16 protein-coding genes are annotated in these 18,236 nt (G+C 73.6%); 10 read left to right on the top strand and 6 right to left on the bottom strand.

The annotated features are described in order from the left end of the window. Positions 1-71 precede the first annotated feature (71 nt). Positions 72-1,040 (top strand): NAD(P)-dependent alcohol dehydrogenase, encoded by a 969-nt coding sequence (locus AC5L38_RS39455; protein WP_495247923.1) that lies wholly within the window; start codon positions 72-74, stop codon positions 1,038-1,040. A 174-nt stretch (positions 1,041-1,214) separates the two neighbouring features. Here AC5L38_RS39455 and AC5L38_RS39450 read toward each other — a convergent pair whose 3' ends face one another. Continuing rightward, the gene (locus AC5L38_RS39450; protein ID WP_495247922.1) at positions 1,215-4,013 is read right to left on the bottom strand and encodes an ATP-binding protein; all 2,799 of its coding nucleotides are present in this window, start codon (positions 4,011-4,013) and stop codon (positions 1,215-1,217) included. A gap of 226 nt (positions 4,014-4,239) precedes the next feature. On the opposite strand from AC5L38_RS39450, the gene AC5L38_RS39445 reads away from it, so the two are divergent. From AC5L38_RS39445 to AC5L38_RS39435, 3 genes are all read left to right on the top strand, one after another. Continuing rightward, positions 4,240-4,596, top strand: coding sequence for a VOC family protein (locus AC5L38_RS39445; RefSeq protein ID WP_495247921.1), 357 nt, complete (start codon positions 4,240-4,242; stop codon positions 4,594-4,596). A 70-nt stretch (positions 4,597-4,666) separates the two neighbouring features. Continuing rightward, the gene (locus AC5L38_RS39440; protein WP_495247920.1) at positions 4,667-5,278 is read left to right on the top strand and encodes a glyoxalase; all 612 of its coding nucleotides are present in this window, start codon (positions 4,667-4,669) and stop codon (positions 5,276-5,278) included. A 150-nt stretch (positions 5,279-5,428) separates the two neighbouring features. Next, positions 5,429-5,779 carry a hypothetical protein gene (locus tag AC5L38_RS39435; RefSeq protein WP_495247919.1) on the top strand — a complete coding sequence of 117 codons (351 nt, stop codon included), beginning with the start codon at positions 5,429-5,431 and terminating at the stop codon, positions 5,777-5,779. Positions 5,780-5,858: 79 nt separating this feature from the next. Here AC5L38_RS39435 and AC5L38_RS39430 read toward each other — a convergent pair whose 3' ends face one another. After that, positions 5,859-6,374 (bottom strand): BP74-related protein, encoded by a 516-nt coding sequence (locus AC5L38_RS39430; RefSeq protein ID WP_495247918.1) that lies wholly within the window; start codon positions 6,372-6,374, stop codon positions 5,859-5,861. A gap of 272 nt (positions 6,375-6,646) precedes the next feature. Between AC5L38_RS39430 and AC5L38_RS39425 the strand changes: the two genes are divergently transcribed. Together AC5L38_RS39425 and AC5L38_RS39420 are read left to right on the top strand one after the other, a co-directional pair. Further along, a complete protein-coding gene (locus AC5L38_RS39425; RefSeq protein WP_495247917.1) occupies positions 6,647-7,318 on the top strand; it encodes a GmrSD restriction endonuclease domain-containing protein in 672 nt (223 codons plus the stop codon). Positions 7,319-7,323: 5 nt separating this feature from the next. Continuing rightward, complete coding sequence (locus AC5L38_RS39420) at positions 7,324-7,590, top strand: hypothetical protein (protein WP_495247916.1); 267 nt, start codon at positions 7,324-7,326, stop codon at positions 7,588-7,590. 181 nt (positions 7,591-7,771) lie between these two features. Here the strand turns inward: AC5L38_RS39420 and AC5L38_RS39415 are convergent, their stop codons facing one another. From AC5L38_RS39415 to AC5L38_RS39400, 4 genes are all read right to left on the bottom strand, one after another. Further along, the gene (locus AC5L38_RS39415) at positions 7,772-10,018 is read right to left on the bottom strand and encodes a hypothetical protein (protein ID WP_495247915.1); all 2,247 of its coding nucleotides are present in this window, start codon (positions 10,016-10,018) and stop codon (positions 7,772-7,774) included. Positions 10,019-10,143: 125 nt separating this feature from the next. Beyond that, on the bottom strand, positions 10,144-11,070 hold the full coding sequence (locus AC5L38_RS39410) for a hypothetical protein (protein ID WP_495247914.1): 927 nt from the start codon (positions 11,068-11,070) through the stop codon (positions 10,144-10,146). 803 nt (positions 11,071-11,873) lie between these two features. Next, positions 11,874-12,977, bottom strand: a complete 1,104-nt coding sequence (gene manA / locus AC5L38_RS39405; protein WP_495247913.1) for a mannose-6-phosphate isomerase, class I — start codon at positions 12,975-12,977, stop codon at positions 11,874-11,876. Next, positions 12,974-13,126, bottom strand: a complete 153-nt coding sequence (locus tag AC5L38_RS39400) for a hypothetical protein (protein ID WP_495247912.1) — start codon at positions 13,124-13,126, stop codon at positions 12,974-12,976. Before AC5L38_RS39400 ends, manA begins: the two co-directional genes overlap by 4 nt. Positions 13,127-13,951: 825 nt before the next feature. On the opposite strand from AC5L38_RS39400, the gene AC5L38_RS39395 reads away from it, so the two are divergent. The 4 genes from AC5L38_RS39395 (at position 13,952) to AC5L38_RS39380 (ending at position 17,835) form a co-directional block, all read left to right on the top strand. Then, complete coding sequence (locus AC5L38_RS39395) at positions 13,952-14,455, top strand: hypothetical protein (RefSeq protein ID WP_495247911.1); 504 nt, start codon at positions 13,952-13,954, stop codon at positions 14,453-14,455. Between the two features lie 13 nt (positions 14,456-14,468). Further along, positions 14,469-15,734, top strand: coding sequence for a sensor histidine kinase (locus AC5L38_RS39390; RefSeq protein WP_495247910.1), 1,266 nt, complete (start codon positions 14,469-14,471; stop codon positions 15,732-15,734). Next, positions 15,731-16,396 (top strand): LuxR C-terminal-related transcriptional regulator, encoded by a 666-nt coding sequence (locus tag AC5L38_RS39385; RefSeq protein WP_495247909.1) that lies wholly within the window; start codon positions 15,731-15,733, stop codon positions 16,394-16,396. The genes AC5L38_RS39390 and AC5L38_RS39385 overlap by 4 nt, the downstream gene beginning before the upstream one ends. A 323-nt stretch (positions 16,397-16,719) precedes the next feature. Next, on the top strand, positions 16,720-17,835 hold the full coding sequence (locus AC5L38_RS39380) for a DUF1996 domain-containing protein (protein WP_495247908.1): 1,116 nt from the start codon (positions 16,720-16,722) through the stop codon (positions 17,833-17,835). The last annotated feature ends 401 nt before the right edge of the window (positions 17,836-18,236 follow it).

Here is an 18,236-nt window from a genome sequence, read left to right as displayed (position 1 = left end):
CTCACATTCGGCGGACGGTCGGCGAATATGAGATTTCCGCCAGATCATCATGTGATCGCTATAATTCGGTCATGAAGGCTGCGGTCCGCACCAGGTATGGCCCACCGGAAGTGGTTCGTTTCGCGGAGGCGGAGAAGCCGGCGGTCAAGGACGGGGAGCTTCTCGTCAAAGTCCACGCGACGACGGTCAATCGCACGGACTGCGCGTTGCGGGCCGCGAAGCCCTTCATCTGGAGACTGCTCACCGGGCTCGTCAGGCCGAGGATCAGGATCCTGGGGAACGAGTTCGCGGGAGAGGTCGAGGCGGTCGGCGCCGGCGTCACCTCCTTCAAGGCCGGCGACCGGGTGTTCGGATACAACGAGGGCTCGTTCGGGGCCCACGCCCAGTACATGTCGATCTCCCAGGACGGCGCGCTCGCGATCATTCCGGAGGGCCTGACCTACGAGGAGGCCGCTCCCAGCACCGAGGGCTCCCACTACGCCCTCACGATCATCAGGAGGGCGGGTGTCCGGAGCGGGCAGGACGTCCTCGTCTACGGCGCGACCGGGGCCATCGGCTCGGCGGCGGTCCAGCTCCTGAAAGGGCTCGGCGCCGACGTGACCGCGGTCTGCGACACGAGGAACGTCGAGCTGGTCAGGGGGCTGGGGGCCGACAGGGTCGTCGACTACACGGCCGGGGACTTCACCAGGGACGAGCGGGAGTACGACGCCGTCATCGACGCGGTCGGCAAGAGCTCGTTCGGCCGGTGCAGGCGGCTGCTGAAGCCGCGCGGGGTCTATCTCGCCTCCGACCTGGGCACCCTGTCGCAGAACCTGTTCCTGGCGCTCGTCACCCCGCTGTTCGGCGGCAGGAAGGTCGTGTTCCCCATCCCGAAGCAGGGCGACCCCGAGGTGGCCCGGTATTTCAAGGGGCTCATCGAGTCGGGGGAATTCACGCCGGTCATCGACAGGCGATATCCGCTGGAGGAGATCGTCGAGGCGTATCGGTACGTCGAAACAGGCCAGAAAATAGGAAATGTTGTGATTACCGTCAGCCATTAGAGCTGTCGGGCATCAGAGTTGTAGTGCATCAGAGTTGTCGGGCCTCAGAGCTGTCGCGCATTCGAGCCGGAGCCGGTGGGCGCCGACACGGCAGATGTCCCGCTACGCCCTCTCCGACGTCGTCACCGCTGCCGCTGCCGCTGCCGCTGCCGCTGCCGATGTTGATACCGACGCCTATGCCGGTGCCCGTACCTGGGCCATCGGGGCGAGGCCGAGGCCGGCGAGCGCGGCCGCGCCGCGCTCGGCATGGTCGCCACCGGCGAGCACCAGGCTCCGTGCGGACTGGTAGCGGCAGCCGGCGGCGTCGAACGTGTCCGCCGTGACGAGCAGCGCCTCCCGGTCGCCGTCGAGCAGGGCTCCGGCTCGCTCCACGATGGCGGCGGCGACCGGGTTGCCCGCCACGGTGTCGCGGGCCTCTGCCAGGCGGTCGCGGGCGCCGGGGCTCCCGGCCAGCACGGCGGCCTCGGCCCGCAGCGCGACGTACCAGTGGTGCCAGATCCAGGTGACCCACTTCCAGACCTGCTCGGGCTCGGGGGCCATTCGCTCCAGCGCCTCCGGTGCCCGCCCCCGGTGCAGCAGGACCATCGCGTCGAAGACCGCCCCGTAGCCGTAGGTGTGCTCCGGCGGGGTGCCGAGCCGATCCAGCACCTCCCGCCATTCGCGCCGGGCGTCGTGGTCGTCGCGGAGGTCGTGGATCATCGCCACGGCGGCCACCGCCGGGCAGAGGATCGACAGGGCGGGGCCGCCCGCCCGCCGCCACGCGTCGAGGAACCGGACGCCGCCGGTGAGCACCTCGCCGACGTCGCCCGCCAGCGCGTCGACCATCAGCAGCCGGCACGTGGCGCGGTGACCGACCTCCGCCAGCGACGGATGGCCGGCCAGCCGGCGTGCCCACAGTCGGGCGCCCGGCATGTCCCCCGCGCCGAGGCAGGCCTCGGTGGCCATGCCGAGCGCGTCGATCAGCTCGTGGGTGCCGGCCGGCGAGATGGGCAGGGACGACAGGAGCGTGATCCGGCGCCGGGCCGTGACCGCGGTGGCGAACGTGTCGCCGGCCCAGCACTGGGCGCCGGTGAGCGCGTCGAGCGCGGCCGACTCGGCGAGCGGGTCGCCGGTCCGGCGGGCGAGGTCGACCGCGTGCTCGGCGCGCGCGATCGTCGCCGGCACGGCGTTGTCGGGCGGGCCCTGGGCGGAGCCGAACGCGTCGGTGAGCACCGCGGCCTCGGCCAGTGCCACCGCGGCCCGCGCGGCCGGATCGTCGACGGCGGGCTCTCGCGCCTCGGTGATCAGCGCGAGCGCCTCCTCGTGGGTCGGGATCCGCACGAACGTGCTGGAGAACCGGTACGCGACGGTCGCGGCGGCCGCCAGGTCGGCGGCGGCGCCGGCCGTGTCGCCGGAGCCGCGGGCGGCGTCCGCGGCCGCGCGGTGGAGGCGGTACATGTCATCGCCGACCGTCCGGCAGCCGGCCACGGCCGCGGCCCGCCGGAGCATCGACGCGGCGGCGGCGGGGGCGGTCGCGAGCGCGGCCGCCTGCTCGTAGCGCCGCTGGGACTCGCCGGTCAGGTTACGGGCGAAGGTGAGTTCCGCCAGGTGCCCGGCGAGGTCGTAGGCGTCCGCGCGCCGCTCCGGCCGGTCGGCCGCCCACGCCAGGGCCGCGCGGAGGTCGTCGGCCACCAGGTCGAACCGGGCCCGCCAGTCCTGCCGTACCACCGCCAGGCCCGCCGCTTCGGCCAGGCACCAGCGAAGGTGCCGGGACCGGGCGTCGGCCAGTTCACCGGCCTCGGTGAGCCGCTCCGTCGCGTACTGGCGGATGGTCTCCAGCGCCCGGTACTCCGTGCCGCCGGGGGAGGCCGCCACCACCAGCAGGCTCTGCTCGGCGAGCCGGGCCAGCCCGTCGGCGACCAGGCCCTCCGGCGACCCGGTCACCTCCGCCGCGGCGGGGGCGGTGAACGGCGCCACGAACACCGACACCCGGCGCAGCAGCGCCCGGTCGACCGGCTCCAGCAGGGCATGGCTCCAGTCCAGCGCCGCGCGCACCGACCGGTGCCGCTCGTCGGCGCGGGAGCCGCCGGTGAGCATCCGGAGCGGGTGGGACAGGGCGGCGGTGACGCCGTCCAGCCCGAGCGCGGGGTACCGGGCGGCGGCCAGCTCGATCGCGAGCGCCATCCCGTCCAGCCGCTCGCAGATCGCGGCGATCCGGTCACGCGAGGGAGGGTCCGGCGGCCGGCCCGCCGCCGTCGCCCGCTCCACGAACAACGCGACCGCGTCCGACCCGCCGTCGGCGGCCAGCGACAGCGGCGGGACCGGGTACACCCTTTCGAACGGCACCATCAGCCGTGCCCGGCTGGTCGCCAGCACCGTCACGCGAGGGCACGCCGCCAGCAGCCGCTCGAGAAACAGCGCCACCCCGTCCAGCACCTGCTCGCAGTTGTCCAGGACCAGCAGGGCGTGACGGTCGGCCAGCGCGGCGACCACGGACTCGGCCATGTCGCGGCCGGGCTGCTCACCGAGGCCGAGCGCCCCGGCGACCGCGGCCGCGATCATCCCCGGGTCGGCGACCGGGACCAGGTCGGCGAACCACACCCCGTCGGCGTACTCGCCGGCCGCGTCCGCGGCCACCGCCAGCGCGAGCCGGGTCTTGCCCACCCCGCCGGGTCCGGCCGCGGTGACCTGGCGGTGCGCCCTGATCATCTCGCTCAGCTCGGCCCGCTCGCCCGCCCGGCCGACGAACGAGGTCAGCGCGGCCGGCAGGACCGGCGCCGGGTGGGACGGGCCGGGGCCGGCCCGCTCGGGCGCCCGCCGGGCGAGCGCCCGCCGGTCCGGGACCTCCAGCTTGCGCAGCAGCGAGGAGACGTGGCTCTCCACGGTCCGCACCGAGATGTACAACCGTGCCGCGATCTCGGCGTTGCTGAGATGGGCGCCGACCAGTTCCAGCACCCCGGCTTCCCGAGGTGAGATCTCCACTCCTGCCGCCACTGTCCCAGTTTGCCGCATCCCCTTCGCGTCCTCCTCGCGTTCTCATCGGTGATGTCGCCGTACGCGGTCTGTGCCATCGATCCGTGCAGCCGATCCGTGCCGTCGATCCGTGCAGCCGATCCGTGGTCGGTTCCGTGGTCGCCACGGATGTGACCGGGCGGGCCGGGAGAGAGGCTGTGAACACGAACACGGCGGGTCGATGTGGCCCACGACCGAAGGAGTGACCATGACCGGCTCTTCCACCCGGGGAATCAAGACCGTGCTGCACCCCGTGTCCGACCTGGCGAAGGCCAAGGCGGTGTACGCGGCCCTGCTCGGCATCCCGCCGCAGACCGACTCGTCCTACTACGTCGGCTTCGAGGCCGAGGGCCAGCACATCGGGCTGGTGCCGGGCGGCGGACCGCAGGACATGACCTCGCCGGTGGCCTACTGGCACGTGCCGGACATCGAGGCGAAGCTGGCCGACCTGGCCGCCGCGGGGGCCACCGTGCGGGAGCCCGCGCACGACGTCGGCGGCGACCGCCTGGTGGCCACCGTCACCGACCCCGACGGCAACGTTCTCGGGCTCCTGCAGGACCGGTGAGCGCTCGCACCCGCCGTTCTCCGACGGCCGCCGACAAGACGACGAACCCCCCTCGACCGAAGGACCTGCCATGACCTCCCTCGAATCCGTCATCCTTGAGGTTTCCGACCCCGCGGCCGCGGACGCCTTCTACGAGGCCCTGGGCCTGGGCCCCTACGTGGACGTACGCGCCTCGGACACGCCGGCGAGCGGCTTCCGCGGGTTCACGCTGTCGCTCGTGGCGTCCCAGCCGGGCGACGTCGACGCCCTCGTCGGCGCCGCCCTCGACGCCGGCGCCACGACGCTGAAGCCGGCCACGAAGAGTTTCTGGGGGTACGGCGGCGTCGTGCGCGCCCCGGACGGGACGATCTGCAAGATCGCGACCTCGAGGAAGAAGGACACCGGCCCCGCGGCCCGGCGGTTCGACCAGGTCGCGCTCCTGCTGGGCGTGGCGGACGTCAAGGCGAGCAGGCGTTTCTACGTCGACCGGGGCCTGGCCGTGGCGAAGAGCTTCGGCGGTAAGTACGTCGAGTTCGACACCCCGTCCTCGGCCGTCACGCTGGCGCTCTACCCGCGCCGCGCCCTCGCCAGGGACGCCGGCCTCCCCGAGGAGGGCGGCGGATCGCACCGGATCGTGATCGGCGGCGACGCCGGGCCCTTCACCGACCCGGACGGGTTCGTGTGGGAGGCCGCGCCCGTCTGAGGCGGGGCTCTCTCGCGGCGACGGGAGACGGGCCGGGGCCACGCGGCGTCGTACGGCCGGATGGTTTGCCGCACCTCTCGCGGGGCAGGCGGGCGAAGATCGGAGATATCGCCTCCGGTCGCCGTCGGCGCCGAGGGAGGTGCGATCCCGATGAGCGTGCAAACACTGTCCGTCGCGTTCAGCTGGGCCTTGTTGGCGGTCGGGTGCGTCATGGTCGCGCACAGCGTCCACGTGCTGGTGACGGGCCGGGCCCCGCGCGTGGTCGCCGGGCCGGGCCATGTCCTGCGGGTGAGGCTGTACGCGTGGTCGATGCTGTTCTTCGCGCTCTTCGCCGTCTCGACGGCGTCGCCCCGGCTGCTGGGCTGGACGGACGAGCTGTCGCTGACCGTCTTCACCCTGCTGGCGCTCGCCTTCGCGGTGGTGGCGCTCGCCCTGATGGCGAAGGCGAAGAAGGTACTGGTCTCCACGACCTCCACGACCTCGCCCGACCGGGAGAAGTGACGACGCCCCGCCGGGCCCGCCCGGCGGCCACCGGTCCCGGCAGGGGGCGGTGGCCGGGCGCGAACCCGCCGGGCGGGCGTCAGGTGGCGGGAACCTCGGCGACGAGCCTGGAGCTCCAGGGGCAGAAGACACAGCCGGGCAGGAAGGCGCCGCACGCCTCGTCGAGGTGCTCCTCGACGTAGGTGAGCGTGGCGTCGCAGACCTCGATGGCCATCTCGAAGAAGTCGATCGTGTTCGGGTCGAGGTGGAAGCCGTAGGCGGGGCTGTACGGGGCCGGCCGCTTGATGATCCGGCCCATGACGTGCGTCCGCTCGGTCTCCTGGCCGCTGAGGATCCGCCGGGCGTGATCGATCTTCTTGGGGTCGGTGAGCTTGATGACGAGCGGCGCACGGGAGCCGACGGTCGTCATCGTGAAGTAGGCCGGCTCGGTCGCGGCGACCGGTGAGGGCGCATCGGTCCCGGCGGAGCCGGCCTGGACGGCGAGGGGCGTCGCGCAGGCGCGCGTCGCGGGCGCGGCCTGGGCGGGCACGGCCATCATGGTGGCGAGCATCGCCATGGCGGCCAGACAGCCGGTCCTGGTGAAGAAGCGTCGCACGGGTTCCTCCTGGGCCCTGCGGGCCGTGACCACCACGGCCTCACCGCTCTTCTAGAGCCCCTCTCCCGCCGATCACCCGATCCCACGCCGATTTTGATCAATGAATCTCCGCCCCTTGCCGGGACTTTCCCCGCCGCCGCTCCAGTGCCCCCCGCTCACCGGACCCGGCCGTCCTCGCGGGGGCCGGACGTTCTCCCACGTATCCGCCACTCTCCGTGGCCGCGACGGCGTTTCTCGTTACTCGGGGCGATCGCTGCTGGTAGTGGTGGCACATGCTGACACGACAATGGCGCCGTACGGCCGCCGCTCTCACAGCCCTGCCCGCCCTCCTCGTCACCCTCGCCGGGCCGTCGGCCGCCACGGTCAGGCTGCCCGAGCCGTCGGTCCCGCCGATCGCCCGCGCCGAGCTGAACCTGCTGGTCGTCGCGGAGCCGCGGTCGATGGACGGCTACAGCCGGGACCGCTTCCCGCACTGGAGCCTGCGCAGCCCGGCCTGTGACGCCCGCGAGACCGTGCTGGCGCGCGACGGCCAGAACGTGCAGCGCGACGACGACTGCCGGGCGGTGTCGGGCTCCTGGTACTCGGCGTACGACGGGCGCACCCTCAGCTCGGCCAAGGAGGTCGACGTCAGCCACATCGTGCCGCCGGCCAACGCCTGGCGCTCCGGCGCCGACACCTGGAGCGACGCCGAGCGCGAGAACTTCGCCAACGACCTGGAACGGCCGCAGCTGCTCGCCGTCTCCGCCGCGTCGAACAAGGACAGGGACGACCGGGGGCCCGAGTCGTGGAAGCCGCCGCTCGCCGCCTCCCGCTGCATGTACGCCCGTGCCTGGGCGGACGTGAAGTACCACTACCGCCTCACCGTCACCGCCGAGGAGAAGGCCGCCCTCGCCGAGATGCTCGACACCTGCCGTCCCCAGCCGTCCGGCGAGAACCGCAGGTGAGCGCCGTGGCCGGCCGCGAACACTACGACAACCAGGTGCTCGCCGGGCCCGGCGGGGTGATGACCGACGAGGTGGGGGTCATCACCGGCGACCTCGTCGTCCGCACCGAGGTCCACGACGACCAGGCCCACGTCGCGGTGCAGTACCTCGGGGCGGAGGAGTGGTACACCCTGACCGGCAGCCCCGCACCGCTGGCCGGTCACACCGGCGAGGAGGTGCACGAGGCGGTGCTGGCCGCCGTCCAGGCGGGCCTGCCCGGCGGGCTCGGCTGATCCTGACCGGTCCCTGCTCCGGCTCCGGTCCCGGCCCTGGTTTCGGTCCCGGCTCCGGTCCCGAGTCGGCTCCGGTCCCGTTCCCGGCTCCGGTCCCGTTCCCGGCCTCGCTCCTGGGCGTGGCTTCGGTCCCTGGCGTGGCTCCGGTCCCGGGCGCGCGCCGGAGCGGGGCCGGAGGTCCTCACGCCGGTCTGGCGAGCCGGGCGAAGGAGAGCACGACGACCGTCGACAGCAGCCAGCCCAGCAGGCCGGCCACGTTCAGCAGCGCCGAGGTCAGCGCGCCCGCCCGGCTGCGCGTCTCGGGGTACCACGTCGCGCGCTGGCCCAGCGAGATGAGCGGGACGACGGTGTCCACCGTGTAGAACAGCGGGTCGAAGCAGCGCACCTGCCCGTCCCCGCACGGCCCGGGACGGGCGCCGCGCCCCGATGCGGTGGCCGTGCCGTCCGCCGGTGCCGTCACGTCGTCCACGGTGACGAGCCTGCCGTCCACCGCGTAGACGTTCCCGCGCGGATCGGTGGCCCGCAGGGTCTCCTGGACCGCGGGGACCAGCATCATGACGCCGACCAGGGCGAGCAGGGCGCCCAGCAGCCACAGCACCCGGCCCGGCCGGTAGCCGTAGCCGACGGTGAGCCCGTAGAGCAGGTCGCGGGCGTTCCCGAGCAGCCGGCGCGGCGAGCGGCCCCCCGAGGGCGCCCGCCTGGCCTGCCGGCGCTGTTCGATGAGGAGCCGTTCGGCCTCCGTGGGATGGCCGTGCTGCCGGAACACCCTGGCCGCCTGCTCGTACGGGCCGGCGTCGAAGGGGGCCATCCCGCGCAGCCAGTCGCGACGGGCCCGCCAGTCCCAGGCGCCGTCGAAGCGGTCGTAGACGAATCCCGCGATCATCGAGTTCCGTGGCCACCCGGCCGGGTCGTCGGCGAGCAGCGTGGTGGACGCGCCGGTCAGGTTCACCAGCGGCGGCACGTCGGCCCAGCGCAGGCGCATGCCGCCGCGCGCCGTGGCCGACACCGCCTCGACCCCTCCGGCGAAGGTGCCGCCGTCGCAGTCGATCCGCCCCTCGACCACGCACCGGTTCAGCAGCACCCGGCCCTCGGCGACGAACCCCTCCCTGAGCAGGATCGACCCCCGTACCACCGCCTGCTGGAGCAGGAGCGCCTCGGCGCCCGGGTTGCGCAGCCGGGCGTGGTGGGCGTCCAGGGCGCCGCCGATCGTCGCGGAGCGGAACCGCAGCCTGCCGCCGGTGGCCTCCATCTCCCGCAGGTCCACCATGCTGTCGACGACCACGCCCTGGGCCGCGACGAGCGAGCTCCGCTCCGGCAGGCTCCACCGGGTCCCCCGGAGGACGAGGCCGCCCCTGATGTGCGCCCCCGCCAGGCGCAGCGTGCCCTGGACCGCCACGCCCTCCTCGACGACGAGGCTGGAGCGCACCTCGGCGTTGGTCAGGTCGAGGGCGCGCCCGCCGCCGACCGTGAGCTCGCATCCCCGGTGGATCCGGACGGTGCTGAAGGAGCCCATGGAGAGGTTCAGGCCGCCGCCGATCCTGCACTCGCCCTCGACGCCGAGATCCCCGCCGACGAAGAGGCCGGGGGCGTTGATCGCGCTCCCTCCGTCGCGCCTGCTGGAGTATCCGGTGCCGCCGACCACGTCGACGGGCTCGAAGGTGGCGGCGCGGATCAGGAACTGGCCGGAGATCCGGGCGTTGCCCAGCTCGACGCGGCCGCGGACCAGCGGGCGGCGGCCCGTCTGGTCGTCGATGAGGAAGACGCTGCCGCCGATCTGCGCGTCGCCCAGGTCCAGGGCCAGCCCGCGGTCGGGACGGGTCAGCCGGGCGCCGGTCAGGTCCAGCGAGCCCGCCACCTGAACCCCCAGCAGCCGCATCCCGCCGCGCGCCTCGAAACCGTGCAGCAGCCGGATCGTCCCGCCGACCCGCATCCGGTCGGCCTGGACCGCGCGCATCGCGGAGTCGATGACCGTGTCCAGGCAGAGCAGGCGCCCGCCGATCTCCGACTCGCACAGCCAGACGGCCGCGCTGCGGGAGGTGCTGGCCGAGGTCCACAGGTCGCCGGTGACGCGCGACCTGGACAGGTCCAGGTCGCGGCGGACCCGTAGCCCGTTGGCCAGCAGGCCCGGCACCGTGCAGCCGTCCAGCACCAGCAGGTGCAGGTCGGCGCCCTCCAGCCGGACGGGCCGCTCGAACACGCACCCGGTGAAACGCAGCGGGAAGAGCACCTCCATCCCGCTCAGGTCGAGATCGCCGCCGATCCTGGCGCCCTGGATCTCCAGCCCGCGCGGGTCGATCTCCTCGCGGCCACGCCGGCACAGCTCACGGATCAGGCCGCCCTCGACGGCGAGTTCCTCGCCGTCCCGCGCCCGCAGGGCCCGGCCCGCCGCGCAGGCCCGCAACAGGGTCACCTCGTCGATCACGGTCACGCCGTGCGGCCTCCCGTCGGGCACGAGAAACAGGGGGAAGCCGGCTCCTCGGCGGGGAGTCGGCCCGGCCACCTTACCCAGAGGGACCCGGAGGATCTGGGGGATCCGGGTACGGCCTCGACCGCCTAGGCCGGCGGCGCGAGCCGGGTCACCTGGTCGCGGGCGCTCTCGTCGAGGCTCGCCTGGAGCAGCCCGTTGTCGACGCCGGGTTCGCAGGCCGTCAGGACCCGGACGGCCGCGGGTGGCCCTTCCCGGTAGCCGAACAGGAACAGGAGGGTGTCGCCCTGCGTCCCCCGGCACGTGTTGTCGCCCGTCCGGGTGTCCAGGGAGTTCAGTGTCGCCGCCAGGGTCCTGGCCGTCCGCCCGTCGTGCTCCAGCCGGGGGGCGGGCCCTTCGTACGGGGCCCGCCCGCAGACCAGGACCGAGACGGGGTCGCCGGGCACCATCCGCTCGTCCTGGCCCCGGCGCCCGGGGAATCCCCGGCAGGGGTTGTCCGGGCGTGTGAGAGCCCACGTTCCGGTCCGGTAGGCGGCGGTGATGTCCCGCCCGATGTAGGAGGGGCTGTCGACGGTGCCGTTCGTCGTCGTCACGCAGGAGTTGACCTCCTCGGCGCTGCCCACCCACAGGGCCTCGCCGTGGGGGTAGGCGAACCTGATGAGGTAGTTGGTCGTCGCCCCGCCCACCCGGGTGCACGGGCCTTCGGGATCGGCCGTGGTCACCGGGAGGTAGCCCAGGTCGCGGGCCATCGCCCCGGCCCCGCCGGTCAGGGTGAGGGTCCGGGATCCGGCGAGCCGCCCGCCTCCCGGGGGCGCGTTGCCGCCCGGGTAGGCGCAGATCATCGCGGTGATCGGCTCTCCGGGGACGAGCGACTCCCCGACCCCGTCGAGGTCGGCGGCGGCGGGTACCCAGCCGCCGGGCCCGTCGCCGCCCCATCGCTCCGGGCACGACGCCGGAACGGAGGACGGCGCGCGTACCGCCTGTGAGATCAGGACGGCCGCCGCGCATGTCGCCGTCAGGGCCAGGGCGACGCGGACACCATGGAGAGGCCTCACGACACTGGAACGTCAATCACCCGGGAAAGGTCCGGACGGCGGTGGAAAGGGGCCGTGTCTCTCACCGGCGGGGGAAACTCCCGCGCGCGCGTGAGGTGCCGGCTCGTCACTTCTTGGGGGCGAAACCATGCCTGACCTCGCCCTTCACGCAGCGGGGGCAGGGGCGGTACTGGCGGGGGAAGAAGGTGGCTTTGAGCGTGCCGGACCCTCGACATTTACGGCATTTCGATAGGTAGTTACGCGCCCAATCATAAAAAACCCATATGACGAGCACGGCGACGACGAGCAGCGCGGGTTCCACGGTGAACTCCCGGTGAGGGTTGCGTGAGGCCTTCCCTCATAACACCCCGTGTTCGCGCCGACGCGTTACGTTTTGACGGACGGTATATCGCCTGCTCATATCGGTTGCGGCGACCAGCGGAGCTGTGATTACCCCTCTTGCGGGGTTTTCGGGCCGGGATGACGGCGGTACGAGCCGGTCGTCACCGGGAACATCGGGACGCCGGGCCCCCGTCCCCGGCTCCCCCCGTTGGAGCCGGGACCGGGCGCTCAGCCGGTCGCGAGGTGCTCGGCTTCGTGGTGCAGTACCTCGACCAGGATCAGCTCCAGATGGAGATCTGGATCCGCGAGGTCGTCGGACGGTGTCATCGGATACCTCCAGCCTCGCTGGTGGGGACGCCCCGCCCGCCTCGGGGGTGTATCCGCCATACCAGGCCGGTATGAAGGCGAGGGCCCCGCCCGGTGTCCCGTGCGGGGCCCTCGCCCTTCGGTCCCGGCGCCCTCGGGGGCGGCCGGGAGACATGTCAGTCGGTTCCCGGTTCGGCCCAGAAGACCGTTCCCGGGCCGCGCACCTCGACGGGCCCGTGGGCGGCGGGGACGAAGGCGGAGTCGCCGGGGCGCAGGGTGTGCCCGCCGGTCTCGACCTCGCCCTCGGTGCACACCAGGATGCGCGGCACCCCGCCCTCCAGGGTGAGGCCGGGACCGGGGACCGCCGTACCGAGGCGGAACTCGGGGACCGGGACCCGGTAGAGATTGCCGGACGGCTCGATCCGCAGGGCCGGGACCGAGGGGTCGGTGACCCGCAGCAGCTCCTCCACGTCCATCGGCTTGCCGGTCAGCCCGGCGCGCAGCACGTTGTCGGAGCCGCCCATGATCTCCACGCCGAACCCGCTCAGGTAGCAGTGCAGCACCCCGGCGCCCAGGAAGAGCGCCTCGCCGGGCCGCAGCTCGTGGCGCCGCAGGAACAGCGGGGCCAGGCAGGCGGGGTCTTCCGGGTGGATCTCCGCCAGGCGTACGACCAGCTCGTTGTCGGGGCCGCCGGCGGCCGAGGCGGCCCGCGTGATGGCGGTCACGAGGTCCGCCCTGCCGTCCTTCGGCCACTCCACCAGCGCGCGGAGCGCGGCGGAGGCGTCCCCGGCGGCCAGCGGCGCGACGACGGGCTCCAGCTCCGCGACGCCCAGGGCGCCGATGAGGGCCGCCGCCTCCCGGGGAGGGCGGAATCCGGCCAGCGCGGTGAACGGGGTCAGCGCGCAGATCAGCTCGGGCTTGGGGAACGGGTCGACGTAGGTGCCCCTGGCGAACCCCTCCCGCGCCTGCTCCTGCGAGGGGTGGACCTGGAGCGAGAGCGGCAGGTCCACCGCGATCAGCTTCAGCAGGTACGGCAGCCGCGAGCCGAACCGCTCGACGGTCTCCCGCCCCAGCTCGGAGACCGGGTCGGCGGCCACCGTCTCGGCGAGGGAGTGCCACGTCCCCCGGCGCAGCACCGACGAGGAGCCGGACGGGTGCGTGCCGAACCACATCTCCGCCTCGGGCAGCTCCGCGGGGGAGGGGCGCCCGGCCAGCGTGGCGATGGCCGTGCGCGAGCCCCAGTCGTAGTTCTTCACGGGGTTGCGCAGGAGGTCCGTCATGACGCCTCCACCGATGCGGGCGCGGCGGTGCCGGGCCGCCCGCGCCGTCCGCGGCCGTTCTCCGGCCGGGAGGACCGCCGCGCGGCGGTGCCGCCGGGCCCGGCCTTGCCTGCCGCCGCGCGGGCGGCGGGGATGAAGGAGTCGTTCATGATCCTCTGAGTCCGTGTGAGTCCGGGTGGGTCCGTGAGCAGGAGTCGAGTGAATGCCACAGAACGCCGATGTTACGCGTCCTCGGTCCGGCACGGCTGCCGGGGCGTGCCGATCGGAATCGCGGCCCGGCACCCTAGCAGCCCGCCCCGGCCGGTCGGCCAGGACGAAAGTCCCGGTTTCCGGAGCGGACGGGTCCCGGTTTCCGGACCGGGAGGGCCGGGGCGAGGCCGGGTCGCGGAGCTCCCGTGAGAGGAGAGTGAGACGTGGTGAAAATGGTGTTTACTGCAGGTCTGCGCAGCGCGGACGGGACCGTCGCTCGCGGCGTGTCAGGGGACAGGAGGATCACCGTGGGAGCAGGCCGCCGCGCGAATCGTGAACGCGGGTTCCCGGAGCGGTACCCCTGGGGCAGGCAGACGAGGTACGTGGTTCTCGCGGTCGCCGTGGGAGCCGTCGCGGTCGGGGTCCCGCCGCTGCTGATCCCCGGGCAGGACGGCCTGTTCACCGCGCGGTCCCGGAACGTCCCGTCCGGAGCGTCCACACCACCGGCCTCGTCCGGAGCGCCCACGGCCACGTCCGAGGGCGGAGACGGCACCGACGCCCTCCGCACCCCCGGGGAGACCGCGGACCGGCCCACCGGCGCACCCGCCACGGGGTCCGCCACCGCACCCACTGCCGTCCCCACCGCTGGGCCCGCCGTCACGCCCGCTGTCACGCCCGCCGTCTCCCCGAGCGCGTCGCGGAGATCCCGGCCGGCCGTCCGGCCGGAGGCCTCGCCGACCGCGCGGTCCGTTCCCCGTTCCTCCGGTTCCCCGGGGCTCTCCTGTGTGGCCCCTACCGGGTCCGGCGCGGGCGGCACCGTCGAGATCACCTCCACCCGGCCCTCCTGCGCCGTCTACACCACGGTCCTGAGCACCGGGTGGCAGGCTCTCGGCACCGGGACGAACGTCACGCCCGGCCAGAAGCTGCCCGACGGCGAGCAGACCGCGATGAGGGTGCAGAAGAGGGTCAAGAAACGGGAGGACCCGGCGACGGTGACGCTGCTCGCCTCCTCGCCGTTCACGGTCGGCCGGAACACCACGCTGCGCCTGAGGGTCTTCGGCGGCAGGGAGTTCGGCACGATCCTGCGGGTCTCCGCCTCGCCGTCCGCCGATCGCGCGGGCACCCGGACCATGGTGCTCGAGGCGCCCCCGCTCCGCTGGTCCACCTTCACGCTGCGCGCCGGGGCGCTGTCCCCCGGGCGGCTGCGCCGGGTCGACCTGGCCATCGCCACCGACCAGATGCCGCAGGCGTACGAGTTCTTCGTCGACGACATCGTGTTCAGGGGCTGAGGGGGGCCGGACGGTGACACGCTTGCACGCCTACGCGGTGGACCCCGTGGTGGCGGCGGCGGCGCTGTGCCGCGCGGTGATGCTGGGCCGCGCCGCGGTCGTGCTGACCGCGGCCGGAGCCGGCCTGCTGCTGGTGACCGACCGCTGGCGGGTGCTGGCCGTGCTGGCCGTGACCGTCCTCGCCACGGTCGCGGAGGTGACGGTACTGACCCGGTGGCCGGCCGTCGTACGCAGGGCCCTGCTCGTGATCGCGGTCGACTGGCTCGTCGCCCTCGCCGTCCTCGCGCTCAGCAAGGGCGGGATGGCCTACTTCTGCTACGCCGCGGGCTCGGCCGCCCTGGGCGGCGCGCTGCTGGGGATGCGGGCGCTGGCCATCTGGGCGGTCCAGGCCGCGTGCGGCTTCGCGGCCGCGGCCTGGACCCTGCGGGAGAGCATGCCCCCGCCGGACGTCGCCGCCTTCGTGATGGCCTTCCCCATGACCAGCGTCCTCGCGGGCGTGGGCGGCGCGGTGGCCACCGCGGCCCTGGTCCGCTACATGGACCTGGCGGTGGAGGTGGTGGCCTCCGCCCAGCGCTCGGCGGCGGCCGACGAGCGTGCCCGGCTGGCGAGGGAGCTGCACGACTCCGTCAGCAAGACGCTGCGCGGGGTGTCCTTCGCGGCCCTGGCACTGCCCTCCTCGCTGCGCCGCCAGCCCGCTCTCGCCGAGCAGCTGGCCGACACCGTCTCCCGGGGCGCGGAGGCCGCGGCCAGGGAGGCCCGGCAGCTGCTGGAGGGGCTGCGGAGCGACGTGCCCGACCAGGCGTTCGAGGAGACGGTCCACGGGCTGTGCCGCTCCTGGTCGCGCGGCTCCGGTATCGGCGCCAGGGTCACCGCCGCCCGCTGCGACCCCGGTGTCGCGGTGCGCTACGAGGTCACCCGCATCCTGCAGGAGGCCCTGGCCAACGTGCAGCGGCACGCCGGGGCCCGGGAGGTCGTCGTACGGCTGATCCAGTTCGACGGTTTCCTGGAGCTCACCGTCGCCGACGACGGCGTCGGCTTCCACGTCCCGCGCGAGCTGGGCGGGCTGCAGGCCCGCGGGCACTTCGGGATCGTCGGCATGTCGGAGCGGGCGCGGGCCCTGGGAGGCTCGCTGCGCGTCGTGTCCGGCCCGCGCGGCGGTACGGTGGTGACGCTGCGGGTGCCGATCTCCGAGGGCGGGCCGGACGCCGGTGAGTTCCCGCACCGCGCGGGCTCTCCCGCCCTCCTCACGTCACCGAACCCCGTGGAGCCGTCCCTGTGATCGACGTGCTGGTCGTCGACGACAACCCGATCGTCCGCGCCGCGATGTGCGCCTTCCTGGACGCCAGCGACGGGGTACGGGTCGTGGGCGAGGCCTGCAACGGCCGTGAGGCGCTCGCCGCCGCCCGGCGGCTGAACCCGACGGTGACCCTGCTGGACCACCGCATGCCGATCGCGGACGGGCTCTCCGTCCTGGGCGAGCTGGCCCTCCACACGACCGTCCTCGTGCTCACCAGCGACTCCGGGGAGGAGCTCATCACCGCGATGCTGCGCGGCGGGGCGCGCGGTTACCTGGTGCACGGCCAGTTCGACCCGCCGGACCTGCTCCGCGCCGTCCAGGCCGTCGCCGCCGGACGGGGCTGGCTCTCGCCCGCCGCCGCGTCCGTGGCCACCTCGCTCTTCCGCAGCCAGGCGGAACAGGAGCGCGAGCAGCGCGAGCGCGCCGAGCGCCGTCGTGCGGCACAGGCCCACTACGGGATCACCCGGCGCGAGCGCGACGTGCTGACCCTGCTCTCCCAGGGCCTGTCCAACGCCTCCATCGCGGTACGCCTGGGGCTGACGGAGAAGACCGTCAAGAACCACCTCAGCCAGATCTTCGCCAAGCTCCGGGTGAGCAGCAGGACCGAGGCCGTCATCGTCTGGGCGGGGGACCATCCCGCCTGACACCCCGCCGGGCGCGGATCCGGGAAGCGGACCCGGGGGGCCGGCGCACTCCGCAGAAGCGGCTCCGGAGGCGGGCACGGACCCGGGAAGTAGGCCGTGGTCAACGGCCGGACCGGGACCTTTGGCCCGGGTCGTACCGTCCCGCTCGCCGTTAGCGTACGACCCGCCGCCGCACGGGGCACTCGCTCACCGGACCGGACGCAGCAGGGTGTCTCCGGTGATCGGCCGACCACGGGACCGTGGCCGCGCGGCGGCCTCACGTTCCACCGGCGGGCTCGCGGGCCCGCCGGCATGCCTCGTAACAGTCATCCGAAAGGACCTTCATGGTCGACCAGAAGCGACGACCGGCTCGGGCCGCCGCCGATCCGCCGGGTGCCTCCGAGTTCCGGGCCCTCGCGCCGCGGGGACGTCGCCCGGGCCGGATCGCCGCGGCCGCCCTCCTCGCCGCCGGGCTCGCCGTGGCGGTGAGCCCGCAGATCCCGCCGGACGCTGTCCTGGCCGCGGGAACGACGGAACTGGCCGCCGCCGCGTCGCCCGCGTACCTCGCGAAGGGGGAGCGGGTGCGGGCGCTGCCCACCGCGTCCCCCAGCCCCACCCCCAGTGCCACCCCCAGGCCCACCGTGTCCACGACTCCCACCCCCAGGCCCACCGCGTCCCCGAGCCCGACGTCCTCCGGGCCGCCGCCGCGGGCGCAGTATCGGGAGTTCGCGGCGAACTGTACGGTGACGCATTACCTGCCGGACGACCCGATCGTTTATCCGGGCCTGGCGGGTGCGGCCCACAATCACACGTTCTTCGGGAACAAGGGGACGGACGCGAAGTCGACGAACGCGTCCCTGGTCTCCGGGGCGACGAGTTGCCAGGATCCGAAGGACGGTTCGGCGTACTGGTCGCCGACGTTGTTGCAGGCCGGCAAGCCGGTCAAGCCGGAGAGGGCGACGATCTATTACAAGTCGGGTGTCTCGGATTACCGGACGGTGAAACCGTTCCCGGTGGGATTCCGGTTGATCGTCGGTGACACGAAGATGACGTCGGCCGCGGATTTCAAGGGTTACTGGAGTTGCGGCAACGCGAAGTCGAAGGACTTCCCGGCGTCGTGCCCTTCGGGCTCGTCGTTGATCATGCGGCATCAGGCGCCGAGCTGCTGGAACGGCACCGACCTCGACAGTGCGAACCACAAGGGTCATGTGACGTATCCGGTGGGCGGGGTGTGTCCGGCGAGTCATCCGGTGGCGGTGCCGATGCTGGAGATGAAGATCCCCTACAAGCTTCCCGGCGGCAGGACCGAGGGGTTGTCGTTCTCCTCGGGGGTGAGTTACTCCTTCCACTACGACTTCATGAACGGCTGGGACCAGCAGCGCCAGGTGGCCCTGGTCAAGCACTGCATCAACGGCGGCCGCCAGTGCAACGGCGTCGGCTACGACCAGCACAAGCCCTGACGGACCATGGCGAACCCCGACGGATCCAGATGGACCCTGACGGGGGGAAGGGTCCGCCCCGGTCATCGCCCGTGCCCGTGCGGGTGGGTGACCGGGGCCGGTGGACGGTCCCCCGCCGTCCGGCCGTATCGGCGGGAACGCGGGGGCGCGCCGTCCAGGGGTGACGGGCGCTCGGAAGAGGTCCTCGGAGGGGGTCACGCGGTCGCGTGACCCCCTTCGCCGTCTCCGGTGGCCGGAAGTGGCCAGATCGGCCGGTCAGCGGCCCGATGGGGGTCTACCTGGAACAACCCGGCCAAAGGCCTCTGGAACGGTCCCGCGGAAGGTCGCGCACGCCTTCATGGCGGGCGGCGGCGGGTTCACAACGGGCCGGGGGTCCTGGAGACTCCGCTGGGGAGTACCCG

Source organism: Streptosporangium nanhuense, from assembly GCF_059358815.1.
The sequence above is the reverse complement of the archived record's forward strand: the minus strand, read 5'-3'. Positions and strand labels throughout refer to the sequence as shown.

Bases quoted from the DNA above. Each gene is read 5' to 3' on its own strand.
- AC5L38_RS39455 (WP_495247923.1), top strand. From the start codon at position 72: ATGAAGGCTGCGGTCCGCACCAGGTATGGCCCACCGGAAGTGGTTCGT.
- AC5L38_RS39445 (WP_495247921.1), top strand. From the start codon at position 4,240: ATGACCGGCTCTTCCACCCGGGGAATCAAGACCGTGCTGCACCCCGTG.
- AC5L38_RS39440 (WP_495247920.1), top strand. From the start codon at position 4,667: ATGACCTCCCTCGAATCCGTCATCCTTGAGGTTTCCGACCCCGCGGCC.
- AC5L38_RS39435 (WP_495247919.1), top strand. From the start codon at position 5,429: ATGAGCGTGCAAACACTGTCCGTCGCGTTCAGCTGGGCCTTGTTGGCG.
- AC5L38_RS39425 (WP_495247917.1), top strand. From the start codon at position 6,647: ATGCTGACACGACAATGGCGCCGTACGGCCGCCGCTCTCACAGCCCTG.
- manA (WP_495247913.1), bottom strand. From the start codon at position 12,977: ATGACGGACCTCCTGCGCAACCCCGTGAAGAACTACGACTGGGGCTCG.
- AC5L38_RS39400 (WP_495247912.1), bottom strand. From the start codon at position 13,126: ATGAACGACTCCTTCATCCCCGCCGCCCGCGCGGCGGCAGGCAAGGCC.
- AC5L38_RS39380 (WP_495247908.1), top strand. From the start codon at position 16,720: ATGGTCGACCAGAAGCGACGACCGGCTCGGGCCGCCGCCGATCCGCCG.